This is a genomic window from Faecalibacterium gallinarum (assembly GCF_022180365.1).
In the GTDB taxonomy this organism is placed as follows: domain Bacteria; phylum Bacillota; class Clostridia; order Oscillospirales; family Ruminococcaceae; genus Faecalibacterium; species Faecalibacterium gallinarum.
Map to the genome: position 1 here is coordinate 51,213 of NZ_BQKV01000032.1, position 23,106 is coordinate 74,318.

A 23,106-nucleotide genomic window follows, 5' to 3' on the forward strand; every position below is an offset into this window, starting at 1 on the left:
TATTCTGCCGAACGAGGTATCATGAAGATGAAATTCAACCTAAAAAAACTGGTGCTCTGCGGCTTTATGCTGGGCGTGCTGACGGTGGCCGCCGCATTGCCTGCCGCTGCGCTCAACATCACCTGGCCGTTCCAAAAGGTGAAGGTGGAGAGCGTGGAGCTGGGCGAATACGAGGCCACCATGGTGGTGGGCACCACCCAGCAGCTGCGGCCTTATGCCCTGCCGGAAAATGCCTCCAAACCCCAGGTTACCCTCTATTCCGAGGATAACACCATCATTACCATTATGGAGAACGGGGTCATTGGTGCGCTGGCCGAGGGCACAACCCGGGTAGTGGCTACAGCCGATGGTGTGAGCAACTACTATACCATCACCGTAACCCCCGACCCGTCCACCATCGTTACTGACATGGATCTCTCCATGGAATCCACCGAGATTGCCGTGGGAAGTACGGTTAGCCTTTCGGTGGCGGTCAGCCCCTCCAGTGCGGTTTCCACTGCTCAGGTGACCTTTACATCCTCCAATGAGCAGGTGGCTACGGTCAACGCCTTCGGCAAGGTGACAGGCGTCTCCAAGGGCACCGCCACCATCACCGCCCAGTGCGGCGACGTGGTCCGTACCATTGACGTGACGGTAAAGATCCCCACCGACGGCATCCATCTGAATACCAACTATGTGGTGCTCAAGCCGGGCCAGACCTTTACCATCAAGGGCAGCGTCACCCCCGCTTCGGCCCCCCAGTGGCTGAGCTTTTCCTCCAAGGACAAGAGTGTGGCCAAGGTCAGCAGCGGCGGTGTGATTACCGCCGTGGGCACCGGCAGCACCTCTATTGTGGTGTCCAACGGTTCTTCTTCCAGCATGGTGACGGTGATTGTCAACCAGAACGCTTCCTCCACCACCCCGGAGGAGGGCGAGGGTTCTGGCCAGACCCCGGACGGCAATGAGCCTGAGACCAGCACCAACCCCATCTATCAGCAGATTTCGGACAGCACCGAGGCTCAGGTTGTGTTCAGCCAGGCCCAGCTGCCCCAGATTGATACCGATATCCTGGACCTGCTCCGCCGCACCGGCAGGGTTCTGGTGATTGAGGGCGACGGTTATACCCTGAAACTGGATGGAGCCCAGATCCAGAACACCGGGAACACGGTGGACACCGCCCTGGTGTTCACCCAGGGGGAGAAGGGGCTGGAATTCGTTCTCAACAACGGCCAGGCCCTGCCTGGTACCCTGGAAATCACCCTGAAAGACGGCAACAGCGGGTATGCCCGGCTGTACCTCTTCAACGAAGCCACCGAGAAGTGGCAGTACCTGAACAGCTACGAGAACGACGTTCTGCGTACCGACGAGGCGGGCCGCTACCTGCTCACCAACCAGACCCTGACCTTTATTGGGGTCAGCTGGTATGCCCTGGGCGCGGCGGTGGTGGTCCTGCTGGCGATTGTGGTGGTCTACATCGTCATCAAAAAGCGGTATTGGTTCTGGTAATCGCCCCGGGAGTAAATCCCCTTAAAAGCAATCAAAAAGCCCACGCCGGGCGTTATCTTCCGGCGTGGGCTTTTTTATTTGTATGGGTGGCTTAGTCCTGCTTGACCTGCAGCTCCTGCTCGCAGTAGATGCAGCGGTACTTACCGTTGGCGCTCAGCTCAAAGATCTGGTCGCACTCTTCCTCGATGGAGGAGATGCACCGGGGATTGCGGCAGCGGACAATGTTCACCAGCTTTTTGGGGGGCTGGGGCTTTTCTTTCCGCACCGGCTTGCCGTCCTGGATGATGGTCACAGTGATGTTGGGGTCCAGATAGGCCAGCACATCCAGGTTCAGCCAGGAGGCATCCCCCTCCACCTTGATGATGTCCTTGCGGCCGCTGGGGGCCTTGTAGGAGCGGGCGTTCTGGATCAGTGCCACGCTGGCCTTCCGGTTGGATTTGATGCCCAGCAGGTCCATCAGACCGATGGCAGTGCCGGCCTGGATGTGATCGATGACGATGCCGTTCTGAATCTCGTCGATGTTCAGCATATCAGTTGCCCTCCTTTGCTGCTTTGGGGTCCTTGAGGCCCAGCAGGGTCATAATCAGTGCCATACGGACGTAGACGCCGTTCTGGACCTGCTCAAAATAAGCCGCCCGGGGGTCGTCGTCCACGTCCAGGGCGATCTCGTTCACCCGGGGCAGGGGATGGAGCACCGCCATGGTGGGCTTGGCATCGGCCATCTTGTCCCGGGTGAGGATATAGCTGTTTTTCAGCCGGACGTAGTCCTCCTCGTTGAAGAACCGCTCCCGCTGGACCCGGGTCATGTAGAGGATATCCAGCTGGGGCATGGCTTCTTCCAGGCTGCGGGTTTCCTCGTAGGGGATGTTGTTGGCCTCCAGCACGTCCTTGATGATATAGTCGGGCACACGCAGCTCCTCGGGGCTGATGAGCACAAACCGGATGCCGGGGCGGCGGGCCATGGTCTTGATCAGGGAGTGGACGGTGCGGCCGAACTTCAAATCGCCGCACAGACCGATGGTCAGGTTTTCCAGCCGGCCCATCCGGCGGCGGATGGTCATCAGGTCGGTGAGGGTCTGGGTGGGGTGCTGGTGGCCGCCGTCGCCCGCGTTGATCACGGGGATGCGGGAATACCGGCTGGCCCGCAGAGGGGCGCCCTCTTTGGGGTGGCGCATGGCCACGATATCGGCGTAGCAGGAGACCACCCGGATGGTATCAGCCACGCTCTCACCCTTGGAAGCGCTGGAGACGTTCTCGCTGGGGAAGCCCAGCACATGGCCGCCCAGGTTGAGCATGGCGGCCTCGAAGGAAAGGCGGGTGCGGGTGGAAGGCTCGTAGAAGAGGGTGGCGAGCTTTTTATGGACGGCTACCTCCTGGTAGGCGGCCGGGTCGTCGCAGATCCGGTCTGCCAGGTCCAGCAGCGCGGAGATCTCCTCCGAGCTGAAATCCAATGGGTCGATGAGATGACGCATGCGAAAATACCTCCATTAAAGCAATTTGCGAAGAATGGAAAAATCGAAAAAGTTGGTATAGTAACTCAGCGAGCGCATCACCGGTTTGCACAGCCGGTTGTAGCAGACCTCGTCGAGCAACAGCATGGCTTCGCCGGGGGCCAGGCGCATGGCAGCCCGGATGGTTTCGTCCCCGCAGCTGGCTTTCAGGTGGGCCACGTTGGAGGATACCTGCTGGTGGCACTCCTGTTCCAGGATATCAAAGGCTGAGGCCGTCAGGTCCAGCCGGGTAATGTCCCGGCTGCCAAAGAGGGCCCGGGGCAGGTAGTTGATGGAGTAGATCACAGGAGCGGTGTCGGCCAGCACCCGCTTTTTGACGCAGATCAGCTCGTCGCCGGGGTGGATCTCCAGGCTGGCGGCCATCTCTTCCCCCGCGCGCAGGGTGGAAACCTGGATCCCGTCTGCGTGGGGGTAGCTGCCAAAGCTGCGGATCAGGTCGTAGTATTCCAGCTTCTGGTCCAGCCGGCTGCGCAGGTTGAGCACAGCCCGGTTGACCACGGTGCCGATGCCCCGCACCCGTTCGATGTAGCCGGCCCGCTCCATTTCGCTCAGAGCGTCCCGGATCACCGTCCGGCTGACCCCCATTTCGGCGGCCAGATCCACCTCGGCGGGCAGATGATCGGTGTCGGCGTAGCGGCCGTTCCGCAGCTGGTCCAGCAGGTTGGCGACGATCCGGTCGCTGATCACGACGCCGCCCAGGCGGCTGGAGTTTCCAAAAGTGGTTTCTTTCATGCAGTCAAATTCCTTTCCCTCTCCGGGTGAGCTGGGCCCGCTGCCTTGGCCGCGTGCCCATGTTTAGACTAGTATAGCATAAACGCGGGCGATTTAAAACGGACTTTGGGCGGGAAATGCGGAAAAAGTACGATTTATGTTTTTTCCCCAGGGATAAACCAGAAAATCAGCCTTAAACCCCCGCCTCCCAAAAAAACAGCACCGAGGTTCCGGTGCTGCAAGGAGACAAAAAGTGTAATTTCTGGGCTGTATATTACAAACTGGATATTGATTTCGAGCTTTTCAGGAGAAGATTGAAAAACCTGTTTTTCGTCCGCAGCCCTGTGGCGTGGGGGAGCCACCGCCCAGGGCAGGGGGGTGGCCTCGCTTTTCCTGGAAAATATCAATACAAATTGTATAGAGCTGACTTGAAATTACGAATTGTCCAGGCCGAAATCCTGTTTGCCAGTCAGACCGTCCAGGTTGAGCATCCCTTCCAGGGCCGAGATATCCGCCGAGACATCCAGGGCGTCGGCCTGGAACAGCTTGTCCAGCTGGTTCTCGAAGGCGGTGATCAGCATGTCCATGGAGCGCTCGATGCTCTGCTTGGCCTCCGAGATGTTTTCCCCCTGGATGCCCTGGTGTTCCATCTGAACGTAGGTGTTCAGCAGTTTGAAAGAGGTGGGCAGATAATACTCGGTGAACTTTTTCAGCTGGGGAGCCTTGTCGGGGTCTTTTTCCGCCAGGGTGAAAATTTGTTGGGCCAGCTGTTCCAACCGGTGGATCTTGGCCCGCAGGAGAGGGTTAGCAACCGCCTGGCCCAGCAGACGGAATTGGGTCAGCATGGCGTCGTACTGGCCGGGCTCGGGGGCGGGTTCTTCCTTCGGAGGCTGGGCGGGAATGGGGGCGGGCCCCCGCACCACCAGAAAATCCGTCCGGTTATCGATGTAGGCCCCCGCGCCGAAGTACCCATGGTCGATGGCATTTTCCAGCAGCTTCCGCCCCTGCTCATAGGGCAGCCCGGCGGCGGCGAAGAGTTCTGCCAGGGGGATATTGTCCCGGTTGCCCACGACTTTATCCAGCCGCTGTTCCAGCTTGCGGGCCTGCTTCATCCGCATCCCGAGAATCAGGGCGCCGCCGCCTCCCACCAGCTGAGCCAGGCCGGAGAAGAGCTCTTTCAGGGAACCGAAGGCGGTCATCTGGTCGAATCCTTCCCCCAGAGAGACCAGCCCCATAAAGAGCAGGAAAGCTCCCAGCAGGGTACAAAGGTTGATGAGGCTCTTCTGCCGCTTCTGGGCGGTGCGCTGCTCGGCGGTGGGGGCGTCCGGGCTGGGAGTATAGTTGTAGGGAGTGTAGGCCGGCCGGGCCGGATTGGGGGTCTGGTGGGCGCTGTTCTGGATCTGGGGGTCCCAGCGGGCGGCCTCCTTGCGGGCGGCGCTGCGGTCGATGGCCCGCAGGATAAACAGGAGGATCGCCGCCTGGGGCGCCAGACCCAGCAGCACCAACAGGACGATGGTGGGGATCTGGGCGAGATAGTGTTTCCGTTTTGGTTCCATGATATAACTTCCTCCCGGGCGGCTGGGCGCAAAAAAAGCCGTATTCCACTCTATTATAGCGGAATACGGCGGGTTTGTTAAGGGATTACTTCATCAATTCGCAGACAGCCTGGGTGTAGGCGGTGGGATCGTCCACCGGCAGGCCCTCGATCAGCTGAGCCTGGGCGTAGAGTAGGCGGCTGTAATTCTCCACCTTGGCCACGTCGCCGGCTTCCTGAGCGGCTTTCAGCACCGCAAAGACCGGGTGGTTGGCGTTCAGCTCCAGCACCTTGTCGCTCTTGACCCCCTCGCTGCCGGGCTGACGGGCCAGAACCTTCTCCATCTCGATGGAGAGGGGGCCATCCGCCGACAGGCAGACCGGGTGATCCTTCAGCCGGGTGGAGACCCGAACCTCCTTGACCTTGTCGGCCAGGGCATCCTTCATCTGGTCAAACAAGGCCTTGTTCTCGGCGGTGGCATCCTCGGCGGCCTTCTTCTCCTCCTCGGATTCCAGGCCCAGATCACCGCTGTTGATGTTCTTGAACTCCACGGTGCCGTCCTTGCCCTCGGCGTCCTTCCGGGGGAAGCTGCGCATGATCTGGAGGCAGAACTCGTCCACGTCCTCGGTCAGGAGCAGCAGGTCATAGCCCTTGTCCAGCACCAGTTCGGCGGCGGGCAGTTTGGCCAGCCGGTCGGCGGACTCGCCGGCGGCGAAGTAGATATACTTCTGGTCGGCGGGCATCTTCTCCACATACTCTTCCAGGGTGACCATCTTTTGCTCCTTGGCGGAGTAGAAGAGCAGCAGGCCCCGCAGCAGCTCGGCGTGCATGCCGTAGTCGGAGTAGACGCCGAACTTGATCTGACGGCCGAACTCCTTCCAGAATTCCTCGTACTTGGCCCGGTCGTTGACCAGCATGGCGTTCAGCTCGTTTTTGATCTTCTTCTCCAGGGCGTTGTGGATCAGCTTGAGCTGGCTGTCCTTCTGGAGCATCTCGCGGCTGATGTTCAGGCTCAGATCCTGGCTGTCCACGATGCCCTTGACAAAGCTGAAGTAATCGGGCAGCAGGTCGGCACACTTGTCCATGATCAGCACGCCGGAAGCGTAGAGGGCCAGACCCTTCTCATACTCCTTGGTGTAGAAGTCATAGGGCCGGTGGCTGGGGATAAAGAGCAGGGCGTTGTAGTTGGCGGTGCCCTCGGTGCGGCTGACGATCACCCGGGCGGGGTCGGTGTAGTCGCTGAACTTGTCTTTATAGAAGTTGTTGTACTCCTCGTCGGTGACCTCGCTCTTCTGCTTCTTCCAGATGGGAATCATGCTGTTGAGGGTCTCCAGCTCGGTGTACTCCTCCCACTCGGGGGTGTAGTCCTCGGGCTTGGGGTCGGGCTCGGGTTTGCGGCGGCTCTTGGTCCGCTCCATCTGGATGGGGTAGCGGACATAATCGCTGTACTTCTTGACGATGGCCACAATGCCGTACTCCGAGACAAAGTTGTCGTACTGCTCGGTCTCGGTATTGGATTTGATGTGCAGGATGATCTCAGTGCCCGGGGTCTCCTTTTCGGCGGGGGTCAGCTCGTAGCCCTCCACGCCGCTGGACTCCCACTGCCAGGCCTCGTCGCTGCCAAAGGCCCGGGAGATAACGGTGACTTTGTCGGCCACCATAAAGGCGGAGTAGAAGCCCACGCCGAACTGGCCGATGATGTCGATGTTCTCGTCCTTGTTCTCCTGTTTAAAGTCCAGGCTGCCCGAGTGGGCGATGGTGCCCAGATTCTCTTCCAGTTCGGCCCGGGTCATGCCGATGCCGTTGTCCGAGATGGTCAGGATGCGGTTGTCCTTGTCCAGGGTCAAGAGGATCCGGAAATCCTCCTTGTTCATCCCGACGGAAGAATCGGTCAGGCTCTTGAAATAGAGCTTGTCGATGGCGTCGGACGCGTTGGAGATCAGCTCCCGCAGGAAGATCTCCTTGTTGGTATAGATGGAGTTGATCATCAGGTCCATCAGCTTTTTGCTCTCAGCCTGGAACTGCTGCATTGCCATAGTGCAAAACCTCTTTCCTAAAATACTGCAAACCAAAGGCAGGGGGGCAAAGCCCTCTGCTTAGCACTCAATCTTTACGAGTGCTAATATACACCGAATCGCCGGAAAAATCAAGGCCCCGGCGGGCCCCTTCATAAAAAATTCAGAAATCCCCTTTTCCTTTTGGGCCCGCTGCGCTACAATAGAGCAGAATCCAGACCACCAGGAGGGACAAGCAATGACGAGACACGGCCAGGCGGCCTATGATTATTTTATGAAAGGGTATAACTGCTGCCAGAGCGTGGTGGCGGCCTTTGCGTCCGACTTAGGGTTATCTGAGGCCATGGCCCTGCGGCTTTCCTCGGGGTTTGGAGCCGGGGTAGGCCGGATGCGGGAGGTCTGTGGGGCCTTCAGCGGGGTGGTGACGGTGATCGGCCTGGTCTACGCCGACCCCACTGACCCGAAAGACAAATCCCGGATCTATGCCCTGGTGCAGGAGGCGGCCGAGCTCTACCGCCAGCGGAACGGCGGGGGCAGCATCATCTGCCGGGAGCTGCTGGCCAAAGCGGGGGCGGCCCCCACGGCCGGCGCCGCGGCCGAGGAGCGGACGGCGGACTATTACCGCAAGCGCCCCTGCCCGGAGCTGTGCCGAATGTGCGCCGATCTCTGTGTGGAGTTTGTCGCTGCCCACCCCGAAGGGCGCCAGTGCAGCCCCAGCCTGTATGAAACCGACTGCAAAGTCTGATTTTGGACGTTTTTGTCACAGCAGCGAAAATTTTTTGCAGAAACGCATTGACGAAACCGCCGGTGCGCTGTATACTAAAACGCGGGGCCAGCCCCCGCCCGAAAAAGTGAGGGAAAAGACATGGCTTTAAACGAACACACGTCGAAAATCTCGGTCAAGGGTTTGCTGATGCAGGCGTTTTTGACCGGGTGGGAGCGTTCGGACAAAAAGATCCCCCAGGACGAATACCTCGAGAGCGCCATCCGGGTGATCGAGGTGCTCCAGGTGGAGCCCGAGAGCGTCTACGCCGAAGAGGGCCTGGGCCTTCTGGACGGGGACGAGGTGGATCATCTGGACGACCTTCTGCGGGCCGACGGCCAGTGGCTCTACTACGGGGTGGAGGCGGAAAACTTCTTCCTCCTCCAGTGGTACCCCGACGAGGCAGCCGCTCAGGCCAAGCTGGCCGAGCTGGAAGCGCTGGGGGACGGGGTGCAGTACCTGGTGGATATGAGCCTTGAGCGGGCCAACCCCTCCCAGGCCGAGAACTTCGGCAATTCGGCGCCCATTCAGCTCCGGTCCTGATCCAACACATACCGATATTTTGCGCCGGTCCGGCGCCTTTCAGGAGGAAAAGCATGAACCTGTCCGAAGCGGAACGCAGCTGCCTGCGCGCCATCTTGGCGCGGTACGAGTCCGAGCCCGAGGTGCAGCAGATGCGCAGCTACATCCAGCACGGAGCAGTGACTACATACGATCACTGCAAAAATGTGGCCCGGGTCAGCTTCTGGCTCAACCGGCGGCTGAATCTGGGCGCCGACGAGACCGCCCTGGCCGTGGGGGCTCTGCTCCATGATTTCTACCTCTACGACTGGCACCACAAGAGCAGTTTCACCGGGCTGCGGAACATCCTCAAGATGCACGGCTTTGCCCACCCGCTCTATGCCTGTCAGAATGCCCAGCAGGTTTTCCAGATCAGCGAAAAAGAGCAGAACATCATCTCCAGCCACATGTGGCCCCTGACCTTCCGCCATATGCCCACCTGCCGCGAGGCAGTGATCGTCTGCCTGGCGGATAAATTCTGCTGCATTGTTGAGTCGATGCTCCGGCACAAAAATTCCGTGGATATCTGCGTCTGAGCCTTTATAAAGACAAAATAAACCGGGCCGTCTGTGGGGCAAAACCACAGGCGGCCCGGTTTTTGATTCTTTGGTTTGGGTGAACTCTCACAGACGGTTGTAGCCCGGGGGCTCGTCGGCGGGGCAGCGGCGCTCCATCAGGTAGGTGTCCAGCCAGCGGCCATGGCAGTCCCGGGCGATCCGCTCCCGCCGGCCCACCAGCCGGAACCCGCATTTGGTGTGGAGCCGGCGGCTGGCTTCGTTGTCCTGCAAAACAGTGGACTGCAAGGTCCAGTAGCCCGCCTGCTCCGCCTCCCGGCAGAGGGCCGAGAGCAGGTGATAGCCGAACCCCTTGCCCCGGAATTCTTCGCCCACATAGATGCTCACCTCGGCCACGCCCCGGTAGCACCAGCGCATATTCACCCGGGAGAGCACCGCCCACCCGGCAATCCGGGCCCCGTCCAGCACCACCAGACGGCACTCCTTGATGTGGGAGGCGTCCCAGGCAGAATAGGGCGGGCAGTCGGTCTGGAAGGTGGCGTGCTCGGTGTCGATGCCCTCTTTATAAATTTTGGATACGGCTTTCCAATCCTCCGGCCGCATGGGCCGGATCAACATTTCACTCATTGGTTCATCAGGGGAGAGCGTTCCCTCCGTTTTTAGAAATCGTGGTCGAAGGGCCCGATGGAACCCCGCAGCTCGGCCTCGTTGGTATACCCTTGTGCGATGGCCTTGGTCCGCAGGGCAGCGTACAGTTCGGCAAAGGTGGCCTGGTAATAGGGCTCCACAAACAGGTTGCCCAGCCCGAACAGGAGAGCGCCCAGGATCCGCCAGCCGATGAAGGAGAGGTCCAGAATAAACATATTCCACTTTTCACCGGTGGTGATCAGGCTGCTCAGCTCTGCGGCCCGGGCCGGGGCCATCCCGGGGTTCTCGGCCAGCAGATAGGGCACCAGGCGGTATTCATAGCCCTTGATGACGCCGGGCACCACCAGCAGCAGGGTGAAGAGGAAGATCCGCAGGTTGGCATAAAAACGGGCGGCCACCACGTTCCAGTAGCCGGGCCCAAAGGCGGAAAACAGGGTGGTGAACTCCGGCGTTTCGCTCCGGTTCCGGATCATGTACCGGCACCAGCCCACTTCCACCACCGGGCCGAAGAAGATGCTCCAGCCCACCGTGGTCGCCAGCAGGATCAAAAGCCCCACCAGGATGCCCAGGGGCAACAGAATGTTCAGGGCAAAGCCCAGCAGAACGCTGTTGCCTGCCACCTGGCCCACCTGTTCGGGCAGGGACTCAGCCTGACCCGAGCCCGAATTATACTGGATGTTCAGCCCGCCGGTGAGCAGCAGCGCCACGGCGCAGACGGCGAACACCCGCCAGTAGCTCCGGCTCAGGACGTTTTTCGCGTTGGTCTTTAAAAGGGAACAGGTCCACATAAGGGAAACCTCCTTATCCATCCGAACGTTATAAATATACAAATACGCTTTACTTTCAGTATACCAGATCCGGGGGCAAAGCACAATCCGCCCGGCGGGGGATTATTCCAGCCCGGGCAGGGTGTCCAGCACCGTCAAGCCCATCTGCCGGAGTTTCTCACGGCAGCGGGCCATCCCGGCCACCTGGTTCAGCTCGGCGGGGCGGTGGGCGTCGCAGCCCAGAATCACCTTGACCGGGTATTCGGCGGCCACCTGCCAGAACTCCGGGGTGGTGTAGCCCAGCCGTCCGGCGGCCAGATTCCGGCGGGTGGGGCCCGCCATATTGTATTCCAGGGGGATATCCAGCTGTGTAGCCGCCTCACAGATGGCCCGGCTGGCTGCCCTGGCGTCGGCGTCGAAGGCGGGGTAATTGTTTAAAAACAGGTCGGGGTGGGCCAGGCAGCAGTAGGCCCCGGTCTCCATCCCGGCGATGGCCAGATCGGTATACCGTTTAAAGTCCCCGGCCCCGGCCGAGCGGCCAAAGTAGAGCCCACCCTCGTCGGTGCGGTCGTAGTGGCAGCCAAAGATCAGGTATTCGATGCCCAGCCGCTCCTTTTCTTCCAGCAGCCAGCCCATGTAATCGGGGAAATATTCCGCTTCCAGCCCGATGTGCAGGTGCAGCTGTCCGGCGTACTTCTGCCCCAGCTGCCGCAGGGAGGAGACATACAGCTCCAGCAGGTCGGGGGTCATCCGGATCCGGCTCACAAAGTCGGGGTTTTTGTACCGCCAGGGGGTGTGATCTGCAAAACCCAGCACCTGATAACCGCAGCGAAGGGCGGTCTGGATGTAGGTTTCGGGGCTGCCCTCGGCGTGGTTGCACAGGGGGGTATGGGTGTGGTAGTTGGCCAGAATGGAGGTGGAAGCCATAGGGGAAACTCCTCTCAAAACAGAGCGCAAAATTGTTTTGACAATGGGGTGCGCTGTGGTAAAATAACAGGTAGACCCGGCCCGGCCTTTCGGCGCGGGGGAAAGCGGGGTTCCTATTATAGCGCGGTTTGGCCCGGATTGCAAACGGCGCTTTTCTTATGATGGGGGAGACTATGGAGCAATTTCTTTCGGTGTTGTATCTGGTTTTGCTGCTGGCGGGGGATGTGCTGCTGGTGGCGCTGCTTGTGCGGAGCTTCGGCAGCTCCCCGGCCCGGCAGAGGGAAGAGCTGGAAGACTGGCTGGACCAGCGTCTGGCGGCTCAGTCCGAGGAATACGACCGCCGCCTGCGGGCCAGCCAGGCCGCTCTGGCGGACCAGACCTATACCGCCGTTCGTGGGGTGGGCGAGACCCTCCAGAGCTCGGTGCAGGGGATCGGCAGCCTGATGACGAACAGCCAGGCCGCCCAGCAGAAAACCCTGGAACGGCGGCTCCAAAGCCTGGAATTGACCAACGAGCAGAAGCTGGCCGAAATGCGCCGCACCCTGGCCGAGAGTCTGGCTGCCCTCCAGGCCGAGAACGCCCGGAAACTGGACGAGATCCGCCACACGGTGGACGAGCAGCTCCAGGACGCGCTGCAAAAGCGGGTGACCGAGAGTTTCCAGGCGGTCAACGCCCAGCTGGAACAGGTCTACAAGGGCCTGGGCGAGATGCAGAACCTGGCCGCCGACGTGGGCGGGCTGAAACAGGTGCTCTCCGGCGTCAAGACCCGGGGCATCCTGGGGGAGATCCAGCTGGGGGCCATCCTGGAAGAGATTCTGGCCCCCGAACAGTACGACACCAACGTGGCCACCATCCCCGGTTCCACCCAGCGGGTGGAGTTTGCTGTCAAACTGCCGGGAGTGGACGGGGGCACCGTCTGGCTGCCCATCGACTCCAAGTTCCCAGGGGATACCTATGCCCACTTGCAGGAGGCGGCGGCCTCCGGCGACCCCAAGGCGGTGGCGGACGCCCGCCGCGCCCTGGAACAGGTGATCCGCTCCGAGGCCAAGGACATCCGCCAGAAATATGTGGAGCCCCCCTATACCACCGCTTTCGGCATCCTGTTTCTGCCCTTTGAGGGCCTCTATGCCGAGGTGGTGAACAGCGGCCTGCTGGAGGCATTGCAGCGGGAATATCAGGTCAACGTGGCGGGCCCCAGCACCATGGCGGCCCTGCTGAACAGCCTGCAAATGGGCTTTAAGACCCTGGCCATCCAGAAGCGTTCCAGCGAGGTCTGGCAGGTGCTGGGCGCCGTCAAGACCGAGTTCGAGAAGTTCGGCCAGGGCCTGGGCAAGATGCAGGAGCGGCTGCGCCAGACCGACGAGGAGCTGGACCGGCTGATCGGGGTGCGGACCCGGGCCATCAACCGGAAGCTGCGGGCGGTGCAGTCCCTGGACGAACCCGCTGCCGCGGCTCTGCTGGAACTGGACGCCGAACCCGGCGGCCCGGTCCGGGCCCGGCTGCCCGAAACTGCCGGGGAGGAAAATGGCTGGGAGGATTGATTTCCCAGGGGCAGTATGCTATTATGAAAATTGTTCCTGATAATTTTTGGCCGCAGCAGCGGATGATTTGATACAGGCAGATATTTATAAAGAAGGAAGTGCTTTGCCATGTGCGTAAAAAAAGTGACCGATACCATCCTGGGCATTGGCGTGGATGACACCACCCTGGATCTCTTCGAGAGCCAGTACCCGGTGCCCACCGGCGTCAGCTACAACTCCTATGTGATCCTGGACGAAAAAGTCGCCGTCATGGATACGGTGGACGCCCGGGCCACCGACCCCTGGAAGGAGAATCTGACCGAGGCCCTGAACGGCCGGACCCCCGATTATCTGGTGGTCTCCCATGTGGAGCCCGACCACGCCGCCAACGTGGCGGCCCTGGCGGCTCAGTACCCCGCCATGCAGGTGGTGGGCAACGCCAAGACCTTCGCCTTCCTGGACCAGTTCTTCGGCCCTGACTTTGTGACAGCGGACCGCCGCCTCACCGTCAAGGAGGGGGACACCCTGCCCCTGGGAAGCCACTGCCTGACCTTTGCCTTTGCCCCCATGGTCCACTGGCCCGAGGTCATGGTGAGCTATGAGTCTAGCGAGAAGGTCCTCTTCTCCGCCGACGGCTTCGGCCGGTTCGGCGCGGTGGCCCGCTTCGACGAGAAGGCCGATTGGGCCTCCGAAGCCCGCCGCTATTACCTGAACATTGTGGGCAAATACGGCCCCCAGGTGCAGGCCCTGCTGAAAAAGGCCGCCACCCTGGACATCCGGACCATTTGCCCCCTCCACGGCCCTGTCCTGACCGGGGACCTGAGCCGGTATTTCGAGCTCTATAACACCTGGTCCAGCTACGAGGCCGAGGAGCCCGAGAAGATCCTGGTGGCCAGCGCTTCCATCCACGGCCACACCCGGGCTGCCGCTCACGCCATGGCGGACAAGCTGCGGGCCGGCGGCGCCAAGGTGGTGGAGATCGACCTGACCCGTGTGGATGTCTCCTATGCGGTGACCGAGGCCTTCCGCTGCGGCAAGATGGTTCTGGCCTGCGCTACATACGACGGCTTCCTCTTCCCGCCGATGGAGAATCTGCTGGCCCACCTCAAGACCAAGAACTTCCAGAAGCGGACGGTGGCCCTGATGGAGAACGGCACCTGGGCCCCCATGGCCGCCAAGCTGATGCGGGCCGAGCTGGAGGGGATGAAGAACATCACCCTCTGCGAGAACGTGGTGACCATCCGCAGCGCCATGAACGACGCCTCCGCCGCCCAGATGGACGCCCTGGCCGCCGAGCTGCTGGCAAAGTAAAACCAAAACCAAAACCAAAACAAAAGGCCCCCGGCCCTGGGAGTAAGCTCCTGGGGCCGGGGGTTTTCTGCTGTGATTTTGCTGGAAAAGGGGATCAGCCGATGGGCAGGACCTCGGTAATCTTGAGCAGGACGCTGTAATCCGAGATGGAGCCTTCGGCTTTCAGCTCTTCCAGGACCTTCTCGTCCTCCACCAGTTCTAGCTTGACAATGGCGCCGGTGTGGCGGCCGGTCTTTTCCTCGGCGGCCAGGTTGACGATGTCGTAGCTCATGACGGCCTTTTTATCCCGCAGGACGTTGGCCTTGGTGGCGTTCTCGGCCCAGCCAAAGACCACATACTCGTCCCCCACAGCCCCCGGCACAAAGACGGCCAGGTTGGGGGTGCCGTCAGCGTTGACAGTGGAGACGGTGCAGACGCCCTGGTACTGGCGGATGGCCTCCATCAGGGCGGGCTGGTCCAGGTTGGTGTAGAGGTTGGTGGTCTGGCTGGGGGTGGAGGTCTGGTCGGTGGTGGCGGTGACCTGTTTTGCAGAGCTGCAGGCGGTCAGGCTGAACATGAGGATGAGGCTAGTCAAAACGATCAAAAACTTTTTCATGATGGTTCTCCTTGTTGGGCCAGGCAGGGACCGCCGGAGGCAGCCCTGTCGGGCGTGTGTGGGACCGGCCCGAAGGCACGGCGTACAATTCCAATTTTATTCTATACGATCCGACATTCGTTGACAATACCGGAGAGGATTTTTCTGTAAAAAGTGTGACTTTTTCGGAAAATCAGGGGAGAGAATCGCCCAAGTGCACAAAAAAGGCCGCGCCCCGGAAGGCGCGGCCTTTGGTTGTACAGGAGAACAAGAAGGAAGAAAAATCAGAGAAAAAGCTCGCTTAGTAGGTGATGCCCTGTGCCATCATGGCGGTGGCCACCTTCAGGAAGCCGGCGCAGTTGGCGCCCACCATCAGGTTGCCCTCGGCGCCGGCGGCGACGGAAGCGTCGTAGCTGGCGTGGAAGATGCCCTCCATGATGCCCTTCAGCTTGGCGTCGACCTCCTCGAAGGTCCAGCTCAGGCGCTCGCTGTTCTGGCTCATCTCCAGGCCGGAGGTAGCCACGCCGCCTGCGTTGGTGGCCTTGGCGGGTCCGTACAGGACACCGTTGGCCAGGTAGACCTCGATGGCCTCGGGGGTGCTGGGCATGTTGGCGCCCTCGCAGACCACGGTGCAGCCATTCTTCACCAGGGCCTCAGCGGACTCCTTATTGATTTCGTTCTGGGTAGCGCAGGGCAGGGCGATATCGCAGGGGACCTCCCAGACCTTGCTGCAATCGGCCACATAGGTGGTGCCGGGGTGGGTCTCGGCGTACTCCTTGATCCGGCCGCGGCGGACCTCCTTCAGGTCCTTGACGTAGGCCAGGTCGATGCCGTTGGGGTCGTAGACGTAGCCGTTGGAGTCGCTCATGGTCACGACCTTGCCGCCCAGCTGGGTGGCCTTCTCGCAGGCGTAGATGGCCACGTTGCCGGAACCGGAGATGACCACGGTCTTGCCCTCAAAGCTGTCGTTCCGCATGCACTTCAGAGCCTCGGCGGTGAAGTAGCACAGGCCGTAGCCGGTGGCCTCGGTGCGGGCCAGAGAACCGCCGAAGGTCAGGCCCTTGCCGGTGATCATGCCGCCCTGGAAGCTGTTGGTCAGCCGCTTGTACTGGCCGAACATGTAGCCAACCTCGCGGCCGCCGACGCCGATGTCACCGGCGGGGCAGTCCACGAACTGGCCGATGTGGCGGTACAGCTCGGTCATAAAGCTCTGGCAGAAGCGCATGACTTCCATGTCGCTCTTGCCCTTGGGGTCGAAGTCGGAGCCGCCCTTGCCGCCGCCCATGGGCAGGGTGGTCAGGCTGTTCTTGAAGATCTGCTCAAAGCCCAGAAACTTCAGGATGCTCTGGTTGACAGAGGGGTGGAACCGCAGGCCGCCCTTGTAGGGGCCGATGGCGCTGTTGAACTGGACGCGGTAGCCGCGGTTGACCTGGACCTTGCCCTGGTCGTCGACCCAGGGCACACGGAAGGTGATGATCCGCTCGGGCTCGACCATCCGCTCGATCAGGCCGGCCTTCTCGTACTCGGGGTGCTTCTCCACCAGGGGCTGGATGCTCTCCAGGACCTCACGGACTGCCTGCAGGAACTCGGGCTCGTGAGCGTTGCGCTGAGCCAGGCCGTCGTAGACACGCTTCAGATATTCATTCGTCAGCATAAGTATTCTCCTTTTCCCAATCTTGGAGGCGGGTACCATCTGCCGGGCCACCCCTTTCGACGGCTCCTATACAGCCGTCCTGCGGCGGGGTAAACCCCCTTTGCCGCGAAGCACCGGACCAAAGCCAGCCTCATTTACCAGCCCCTGCCATCTTGCAGGGCGCGTTATTATTATAAATCTTTGGCCCCTGTTTGACAATAGAAAAACGCGATAAAAATTAAAAAAAACAGATAAAAAGACTGGACAACTTCATAAAAACAAAACAGAAATAAAAAAACAAGGATTCACTTTATGATTTAAAGTCGTGAAGCACTTTGAAAAAGAATGAAAAAGTATGCTTTTCGCCCCCGTCCGCCCGCAAAAAAGCCCGCCCCGGTTTAGGGGGCGGGCGGAGCTTTCAGCGCCGGGCGGCCCCGGGACAAAAATCCGGGGCGAGCCGGGGCTCTTACAGCAGCTTTTCGATGGCGTCGGCAGCGCCGGAGAGGTAGTCGCCGCCGTAGTTTTCGATGCAGCCGTTGTCAGCCAGCTTTGCCAGCTCGGGGTCAATGGGCATCTTGGCCAGGACGGTCAGGCCGTGCTTGGCTGCGACCTCCTCCACGTGGCTCTCGCCGAAGAGGGAGATGTGCTTGCCGCAGTCGGGGCAGATGAGGTAGCTCATGTTCTCTACAATGCCCAGCATGGGAATCTTCATCATCTGGGCCATGTTGACGGCCTTGGCCACGATCATGCTGACCAGCTCCTGGGGGCTGGCGACCACCACGATGCCGTCCACCGGCAGGCTCTGGAAGACGGTCAGGGGCACGTCGCCGGTTCCCGGAGGCATATCCACGAAGAGGAAGTCCACGTCCTTCCAGACCACGTCGGTCCAGAACTGCTTGACGGCGCCCGCGATGACCGGGCCGCGCCAGACCACGGGGTCCTCCTCGTTCTCCACCAGAAGGTTGATGCTCATGACGTCAATGCCCATCCGGCTCTGGATAGGCCAGCAGCCCTTGTCGTCGGCCATGGCCCGGCCATGGATGCCGAACAGCTTGGGGATGGACGGGCCGGTGATGTCGGCGTCCAGGATGCCGCAGTGGTAACCGCGGCGGCGCATGGCGCAGGCCAGCAGGGCGCTGGTCATGCTCTTGCCGACGCCGCCCTTGCCGGAGACGACGCCGATCACCTTTTTAACCCGGCTGTTGGGGTTGGGGGCCTCGTGCTGAGGGGCCTGCCGGGATGCACAGTCCTGCCCGCAGCTGGAGCAGTCGTGATTGCAAGTTTCGCTCATTGTTTGCTTCGCGCGCCCGCCGGGGGCAGAACGCGCTTCCTCCTATTCATTTTCAAAAACGGATCGGGGCGCGGGGGCGCGCCCTGCCGGACACGAACTTATCTTATCACAAACCGACGCCGGATACAAGGCACCCCGGGGCGGCATATTTCCCGCACCGGCGTGCATATTCTGGAACGAATCGCAGACAAAAGGGGAGGGGGCGCGGGATGCGGCCGAGTTATCTCAAGAATGCGGCCCTGCTGACGGTGTCGGATGTGCTGCTCCGTCTGGCGGGGATGGGCCTGCGGATCTATCTGGCCAACGCCCTGGGGGGCAAGGGGATGGGCCTGTACCAGCTGGTGCTGGCGGTCTATGGCCTGTTTGTCACTCTGGCCACCGCCGGGGTGTCGGTGGCGGCCACCCGTTTGTTGGCCGAGGAGCTGGAGCGGGGCCCGGCCTATGCCCGGGGGATGCTGGGCCGTCTGGCTGGTCTGGCGGCGGGGCTGGGTCTCATTGCCTCGGCGGCCCAGCTGGGCCTGGCGGGGCTGGCCGCTCAGTACTGGCTGGGGGACCTGCGGGCCGCCCCAGCCCTGCGGGCGGCTGCCCTGGGGATGCCCTTCATGGCGGTGTCGGCGGTGCTGCGGGGGTTTTTCGTGGCCCGGCGGCGGGTTCAGCCCAACGTGGCCAGCCAGATGATCGAACAGCTGGTACGAATCAGCACCATGGTTCTGGCCCTGGAACGAACCGCCGGGCTGGACGTGGGGGCCCGCTGCGCCGTGGTCATGGGGGCCACCGCTGCCAGCGAGGCGGTCTCGGCCCTGGTGATGGGGATCTTTTACCGGCGGGAGGCGGCCCGGTGCTTCGGCGGTCTGCCCCCGGCCCGGCCCCAGGCCCCGGCCCGGCGGATCTGGGAGATCCTCTGGCCGGTGGGGGGCGGGCGGTGTCTGGCCAGCGCCCTCCACACAGCGGAAAATATGCTGGTGCCCGCCTGCCTGGCGGTTTTTCTGTGGGACGCCGGGGGCCGGAGCGCCGCCGTGACCCAGTACGGCAACCTGAAAGGGATGGCCCTGCCTTTGATGAACTTCCCCTTTGGGCTGCTGGGCAGCCTGGGGGTGCTGCTGATGCCCGAGATCACCCAGACCCACATCCGGGGGGACAAACGCCGGATGGAGCAGCTTTTGGGCCGGATGCTCCAGATCACCATGTATTTTTCCCTCTGGATCGGCGCAATCTTTCTGGTGTGGGGGCAGCCCCTCACCCAGGCCCTCTACGGCAGCAGCGAGGCGGGGTTTTATCTCGAGGTTTTGGCCCCGGCCATGCCGCTGCTCTATCTTGAGAGTATGGTGGACGGCGCCATGAAGGGGATCGGGGAGCAGAAAGCCACCTTCCGGTACAGTGTGTGGGATTCCATCCTGCGGATCGCGGGGGTGGCCCTGCTGATCCCCCGGTTCGGGATGAAGGGCCTTTTATTCGTCATCCTGATGTCCAGTCTCTATACCTGTGTGGCCAACACCCGGCGGCTGCTGGCCGTCACCCGGCTGCGCACCCACCCGACCCGCTGGCTGGGCAGGCCTTTGCTGGCGGCGGGAGCTTCGGCGCTGGCGGGGCTGGGGCTCCGCCGGGGGCTCGGCGGGCTGCTGGCGGGCAGCCGGGGACTTCAGCTTTTGGTGCTGGCGGCGGGGGCCGGGGGAATGTCGGTGGTGTGTCTCGCGGTGGCCTGGCCTTTGGGGCTGGGCCGGGAATTGCGGGATCTGCGCCCCCGGGAGAGGAAATTCCATCCACCTGCGGAAAAATCTGGACAGCCAGCCCAAAACAGAGTATAATAAACAATGTGTTTGTCCATCGGCTCTGCCGGTGGCCGGGCCGTAAAAAAAGGGCGCGGAAACCGCACCCCAAGACAAAGAGGATTTCTCGTGGAAAAAAAGAAAAGATGGCTGCCGATCCTGCGCCGCCGGGCGTTCCTGTTCGTGATGGACGCGGCGATCGTGGCCTTTTGCTTCTATCTGGGCCTGCTGCTGCGGGCCGACGGCGCGCCCGAAGCGGGCTGGTGGCCCCACAACCTGGGCTTGCTTTATAAGCACCTGCCCTGGATTGTGGCCATTTATATGGGGGTCTTCCTGGCGGGAGGGCTCTATTCCATCCTGTGGAAGTACGCGGGGGAGCGGGATCTGATCCGCCTGGGCGGCATGATCGCCGTCTCCACCGGGCTGGTGTATCTCGTTAACCGGTATCTGATCCACGGCGTGCTGTTCAACTCGGCCAACTGCATCGCCTCCATTTTGATCCTGCTGATGGTGGGCGGCACCCGTTTGGCCTGGCGGCTCTTCCTCAACCATCCGCTGGGGGAGGGGCTGCGGGGCCGCAGTTCCAACGACCCCAACCGCCCCATGATGATCGTGGGCGCGGGCGAGGCCGGGGCCTGGGCCATCAACGTCTGCAAGACCAATTCGGTCTACGGCCGTCCGGTGGTGGCGGTGGACGACAACCCGGCCAAGTGGAACCAGACCCTTCACGGGGTGCCGGTGCGGGGCCCGCTGGAGGATATCCCCGAGCTGTGCCAGAAGTATAACATCTACGGCATCATCATCGCCATCCCCACCCTGCGGGGCAGCCGGCTGAATCATATCATCGACCTGTGCGTCTCTACCCACCGCAAGGTGCAGATCCTCAGTGACCCCCAGTCCATCGGGGGCGGGGCAGCCCCCCAGCGGGCTTTCCGTGAGCTGAACACCGCGGATTTCCTCTCCCGGGACGAGGTCACCCTGGATACCGCCAAGATCGAGGGCTATATCAAGGGCAAGACCGTCCTGGTGACGGGCGGCGGCGGCAGCATCGGCAGCGAGCTCTGCCGCCAGCTGATGCGCTTTTCGCCCGGGCACCTGCTGATCTTCGACGTATACGAGAACTGCGCCTATGAGCTCCAGATGGAGCTCCAGCGCAAGTACGGCCGGGAGGCCCCCATCACGGTGCTGATCGGCTCCATCCGGGACAAAAACCGCCTGGATGAGGTGTTCGAGACCTATCACCCCTCGGTGGTGTTCCACGCCGCAGCCCATAAGCATGTGCCTCTGATGGAGGTCAGCCCCGCCGAAGCGGTGAAAAACAACGTGGTGGGCACCAAAAACCTCCTCACCAGCGCCAGCGAGCACGGGGTGGAGCGGCTGGTCCAGCTCTCCACCGACAAGGCGGTCAACCCCACCAGCGTCATGGGCTGCACCAAGCGGATCTGCGAAATGCTGATCCAGACCTTTGCCCGGAACACCACCATGAAGTGTGTGGCCGTCCGGTTCGGCAACGTGCTGGGCAGCCACGGCAGCGTTATCCCCCTGTTTGAGTCTCAGATCAAGCAGGGCGGCCCGGTGACCCTCACCGACCCCAACATCGAGCGGTACTTTATGACCATTCCCGAGGCGGCCCAGCTGGTGCTCCAGGCGGGCGCCCTGGCCGAGAGCGGCAGCATCTACGTCCTGGATATGGGCGAGCCGGTGAAGATTATGGATCTGGCCCGGCAGCTGATCCGCTTCTACGGCTACGAGCCGGAGAAAGATATCGAGATCAAGATTGTGGGCCTGCGCCCCGGCGAAAAGCTCTACGAAGAGCTGATGATGGACGAGGAGCAGGACAAGATGCGCCGCACCGAGCACAACAAGATCTTTGTGGCGCCGCCCCGGAACATCGACCTGGAAGTGTTCTACCAGCAGCTTCAGGACCTGATCGCCGCTGCCGCCCACAACGACGAGGCGGTGGTCCAGCAGCTGCAAAAGATCGTCCCCACCTTTACCCCGGTGCGGGACTCCCTGAAAAAGTGACCGGCCCCGGGCCGGGCCCTGGCAGGCCCGCCCCGGCGGCAGCCTAGACCCAACCATAGAGAGAGGAAGTATATCGCAATGGAAAAGAAACCTTTTGTGACCGAGGCCCAGGTGCAGGAGATTCTGCCCGACGTGCCCACCCCCTTCCACATCTACGACGAGAAGGGCATCCGCGAAAACGTCCGCCGGATCAACAAGGCCTTCAGCTGGAACAAGGGCTTTAAGGAGTATTTCGCCGTCAAGGCCCTGCCCAACCCCGTGATCCTCCAGATCCTGCGGGAGGAGGGCTGCGGCGTGGACTGCTCCTCCCTGACCGAGCTGATGCTCAGCGAGGCCTGCGGCTTTACCGGCGAGGAGATCATGTTCTCCTCCAACCAGACCCCGGTGGAGGATATGAAGAAGGCTCACGAGCTGGGCGCCTACATCAACCTGGACGACGCCACCATGGTGGATTTCCTGGACCGGGTGGCGGGTATTCCCGAGGCCATCTTTTGTCGCTATAACCCCGGCGGGACCTTCCAGCTGGGGGAGAGCGAAGAGGGCTTCCAGGTCATGGACAAGCCCGGCGACGCCAAGTACGGCATGACCGAGGAGCAGATGATCGACAGCTATAAAAAGCTGATGAAAAAGGGCGCCAAGAAGTTTGGCATCCACGCCTTCCTGGCCTCCAACACCATCTCGGACGAGTACTACCCCGAGCTGGCGGGCATCCTGTTCCAGCTGGCCGTCCGGGTCCAGAAGGCCACCGGCGCCCACATCGCCTATATCAACCTGTCCGGCGGCGTGGGTATCCCCTACCGCCCCGACCAGAAGGAAAATGATATCATGGCCATCGGCGAGGGGGTCCGCAAGAAGTTCGAGGAGATCCTGGTCCCCGCCGGCATGGGGGATGTGGCCATCTTCAGCGAGATGGGCCGCTTCACCACCGGCCCCTATGGCGCTCTGGTGGCCACCGCCATCCACGAGAAGCACATCTATAAGGAGTATATCGGTCTGGACGCCTGCGCCGCCAACCTGATGCGCCCCGCCATGTACGGCGCTTACCACCACATCACCGTGCTGGGCAAGGAGGACGCCCCCTGCGACCACAAGTACGACGTGGTGGGCGGCCTGTGCGAGAACAACGACAAGTTCGCCATTGACCGGATGCTCCCCAAGATCGAGATCGGGGACCTGGTCTATATCCACGATACCGGCGCCCACGGCTCGGCCATGGGCTACAACTACAACGGCAAATTGCGCAGCGCCGAGGTGCTCCTCTGCGAGGACGGCAGCCACCGGCTGATCCGCCGGGCCGAGACCCCCCGGGATTATTTCGCCACCCTGGATTTCCTCCCCTGCATGAAGCAGTTCTTCGAGGATTGATTTTAACCCCATAACGACATAGAAAACAGCCTCCCCTGGCTGAACCGCCCCATATTGTGCGGACAGTACAAAAAAGAGGCCTGCAAGGGGTAGAAGTAAACGAATCAAAGACTGGCCTGGCGAAGCGAGAGCGGAGCCAGGCCAGTCTTTGTCTGGAGCCGCTCGTGGTTATAGAAGTGGATGT

20 protein-coding genes are annotated in these 23,106 nt (G+C 61.6%); 9 read left to right on the plus strand and 11 right to left on the minus strand.

What is annotated here, in order from left to right; genetic code table 11:
• Positions 1-27: 27 nt before the first annotated feature.
• Positions 28-1,485 carry an Ig-like domain-containing protein gene (locus tag JCM17207_RS05635; protein WP_238316648.1) on the plus strand — a complete coding sequence of 486 codons (1,458 nt, stop codon included), beginning with the start codon at positions 28-30 and terminating at the stop codon, positions 1,483-1,485.
• A gap of 91 nt (positions 1,486-1,576) precedes the next feature.
• Here JCM17207_RS05635 and JCM17207_RS05640 read toward each other — a convergent pair whose 3' ends face one another.
• The 5 genes from JCM17207_RS05640 to htpG all read right to left on the minus strand — a co-directional run bounded on the left by JCM17207_RS05640 (position 1,577) and on the right by htpG (position 7,277).
• On the minus strand, positions 1,577-2,014 hold the full coding sequence (locus JCM17207_RS05640) for an aspartate carbamoyltransferase regulatory subunit (protein WP_238316649.1): 438 nt from the start codon (positions 2,012-2,014) through the stop codon (positions 1,577-1,579).
• 1 nt (position 2,015) lies between these two features.
• Positions 2,016-2,957 (minus strand): aspartate carbamoyltransferase, encoded by a 942-nt coding sequence (gene pyrB / locus JCM17207_RS05645; protein ID WP_238316650.1) that lies wholly within the window; start codon positions 2,955-2,957, stop codon positions 2,016-2,018.
• A gap of 15 nt (positions 2,958-2,972) precedes the next feature.
• The gene (locus tag JCM17207_RS05650; RefSeq protein ID WP_238316651.1) at positions 2,973-3,728 is read right to left on the minus strand and encodes a GntR family transcriptional regulator; all 756 of its coding nucleotides are present in this window, start codon (positions 3,726-3,728) and stop codon (positions 2,973-2,975) included.
• Between the two features lie 413 nt (positions 3,729-4,141).
• Positions 4,142-5,263: a 5-bromo-4-chloroindolyl phosphate hydrolysis family protein gene (locus JCM17207_RS05655; RefSeq protein ID WP_238316652.1), complete on the minus strand. Its 1,122-nt coding sequence runs from the start codon at positions 5,261-5,263 to the stop codon at positions 4,142-4,144.
• 85 nt (positions 5,264-5,348) lie between these two features.
• Entirely contained in the window at positions 5,349-7,277 is a 1,929-nt protein-coding gene (htpG, locus tag JCM17207_RS05660; protein WP_238316653.1) for a molecular chaperone HtpG, read from the minus strand.
• A gap of 217 nt (positions 7,278-7,494) precedes the next feature.
• On the opposite strand from htpG, the gene JCM17207_RS05665 reads away from it, so the two are divergent.
• From JCM17207_RS05665 to JCM17207_RS05675, 3 genes are all read left to right on the plus strand, one after another.
• Positions 7,495-8,001 carry a C-GCAxxG-C-C family protein gene (locus tag JCM17207_RS05665; RefSeq protein ID WP_238316654.1) on the plus strand — a complete coding sequence of 169 codons (507 nt, stop codon included), beginning with the start codon at positions 7,495-7,497 and terminating at the stop codon, positions 7,999-8,001.
• A 120-nt stretch (positions 8,002-8,121) separates the two neighbouring features.
• On the plus strand, positions 8,122-8,562 hold the full coding sequence (locus tag JCM17207_RS05670) for a hypothetical protein (RefSeq protein ID WP_238316655.1): 441 nt from the start codon (positions 8,122-8,124) through the stop codon (positions 8,560-8,562).
• 53 nt (positions 8,563-8,615) lie between these two features.
• Positions 8,616-9,116: an HD domain-containing protein gene (locus tag JCM17207_RS05675; RefSeq protein ID WP_238316656.1), complete on the plus strand. Its 501-nt coding sequence runs from the start codon at positions 8,616-8,618 to the stop codon at positions 9,114-9,116.
• A gap of 87 nt (positions 9,117-9,203) precedes the next feature.
• Here the strand turns inward: JCM17207_RS05675 and JCM17207_RS05680 are convergent, their stop codons facing one another.
• From JCM17207_RS05680 to JCM17207_RS05690, 3 genes are all read right to left on the minus strand, one after another.
• A complete protein-coding gene (locus JCM17207_RS05680) occupies positions 9,204-9,722 on the minus strand; it encodes a GNAT family N-acetyltransferase (protein WP_238316657.1) in 519 nt (172 codons plus the stop codon).
• Positions 9,723-9,754: 32 nt separating this feature from the next.
• Positions 9,755-10,531, minus strand: a complete 777-nt coding sequence (locus tag JCM17207_RS05685; RefSeq protein ID WP_238316658.1) for a DUF975 family protein — start codon at positions 10,529-10,531, stop codon at positions 9,755-9,757.
• Positions 10,532-10,633: 102 nt separating this feature from the next.
• Positions 10,634-11,437 (minus strand): histidinol-phosphatase, encoded by an 804-nt coding sequence (locus JCM17207_RS05690; protein ID WP_238316659.1) that lies wholly within the window; start codon positions 11,435-11,437, stop codon positions 10,634-10,636.
• Between the two features lie 173 nt (positions 11,438-11,610).
• On the opposite strand from JCM17207_RS05690, the gene JCM17207_RS05695 reads away from it, so the two are divergent.
• Both JCM17207_RS05695 and JCM17207_RS05700 read left to right on the plus strand, forming a co-directional pair.
• Entirely contained in the window at positions 11,611-12,978 is a 1,368-nt protein-coding gene (locus tag JCM17207_RS05695) for a DNA recombination protein RmuC (protein WP_238316660.1), read from the plus strand.
• Positions 12,979-13,086: 108 nt separating this feature from the next.
• A complete protein-coding gene (locus JCM17207_RS05700) occupies positions 13,087-14,268 on the plus strand; it encodes an FprA family A-type flavoprotein (protein ID WP_238316661.1) in 1,182 nt (393 codons plus the stop codon).
• A gap of 94 nt (positions 14,269-14,362) precedes the next feature.
• Here JCM17207_RS05700 and JCM17207_RS05705 read toward each other — a convergent pair whose 3' ends face one another.
• From JCM17207_RS05705 to JCM17207_RS05715, 3 genes are all read right to left on the minus strand, one after another.
• Positions 14,363-14,863 carry a pyridoxamine 5'-phosphate oxidase family protein gene (locus JCM17207_RS05705; RefSeq protein ID WP_238316662.1) on the minus strand — a complete coding sequence of 167 codons (501 nt, stop codon included), beginning with the start codon at positions 14,861-14,863 and terminating at the stop codon, positions 14,363-14,365.
• A 280-nt stretch (positions 14,864-15,143) separates the two neighbouring features.
• Positions 15,144-16,496: an NADP-specific glutamate dehydrogenase gene (gdhA, locus tag JCM17207_RS05710; protein WP_238316663.1), complete on the minus strand. Its 1,353-nt coding sequence runs from the start codon at positions 16,494-16,496 to the stop codon at positions 15,144-15,146.
• Between the two features lie 445 nt (positions 16,497-16,941).
• Positions 16,942-17,766 (minus strand): Mrp/NBP35 family ATP-binding protein, encoded by an 825-nt coding sequence (locus JCM17207_RS05715; RefSeq protein WP_238316664.1) that lies wholly within the window; start codon positions 17,764-17,766, stop codon positions 16,942-16,944.
• 209 nt (positions 17,767-17,975) lie between these two features.
• Here JCM17207_RS05715 and JCM17207_RS05720 point away from each other — a divergent pair, with 209 nt between their 5' ends.
• The 3 genes from JCM17207_RS05720 to JCM17207_RS05730 all read left to right on the plus strand — a co-directional run bounded on the left by JCM17207_RS05720 (position 17,976) and on the right by JCM17207_RS05730 (position 22,922).
• Complete coding sequence (locus JCM17207_RS05720; protein WP_238316665.1) at positions 17,976-19,571, plus strand: oligosaccharide flippase family protein; 1,596 nt, start codon at positions 17,976-17,978, stop codon at positions 19,569-19,571.
• A gap of 90 nt (positions 19,572-19,661) precedes the next feature.
• Positions 19,662-21,557, plus strand: a complete 1,896-nt coding sequence (locus JCM17207_RS05725) for a nucleoside-diphosphate sugar epimerase/dehydratase (protein WP_238316666.1) — start codon at positions 19,662-19,664, stop codon at positions 21,555-21,557.
• 78 nt (positions 21,558-21,635) lie between these two features.
• Positions 21,636-22,922 (plus strand): diaminopimelate decarboxylase, encoded by a 1,287-nt coding sequence (locus tag JCM17207_RS05730; RefSeq protein WP_238316667.1) that lies wholly within the window; start codon positions 21,636-21,638, stop codon positions 22,920-22,922.
• Positions 22,923-23,106: the final 184 nt, after the last annotated feature.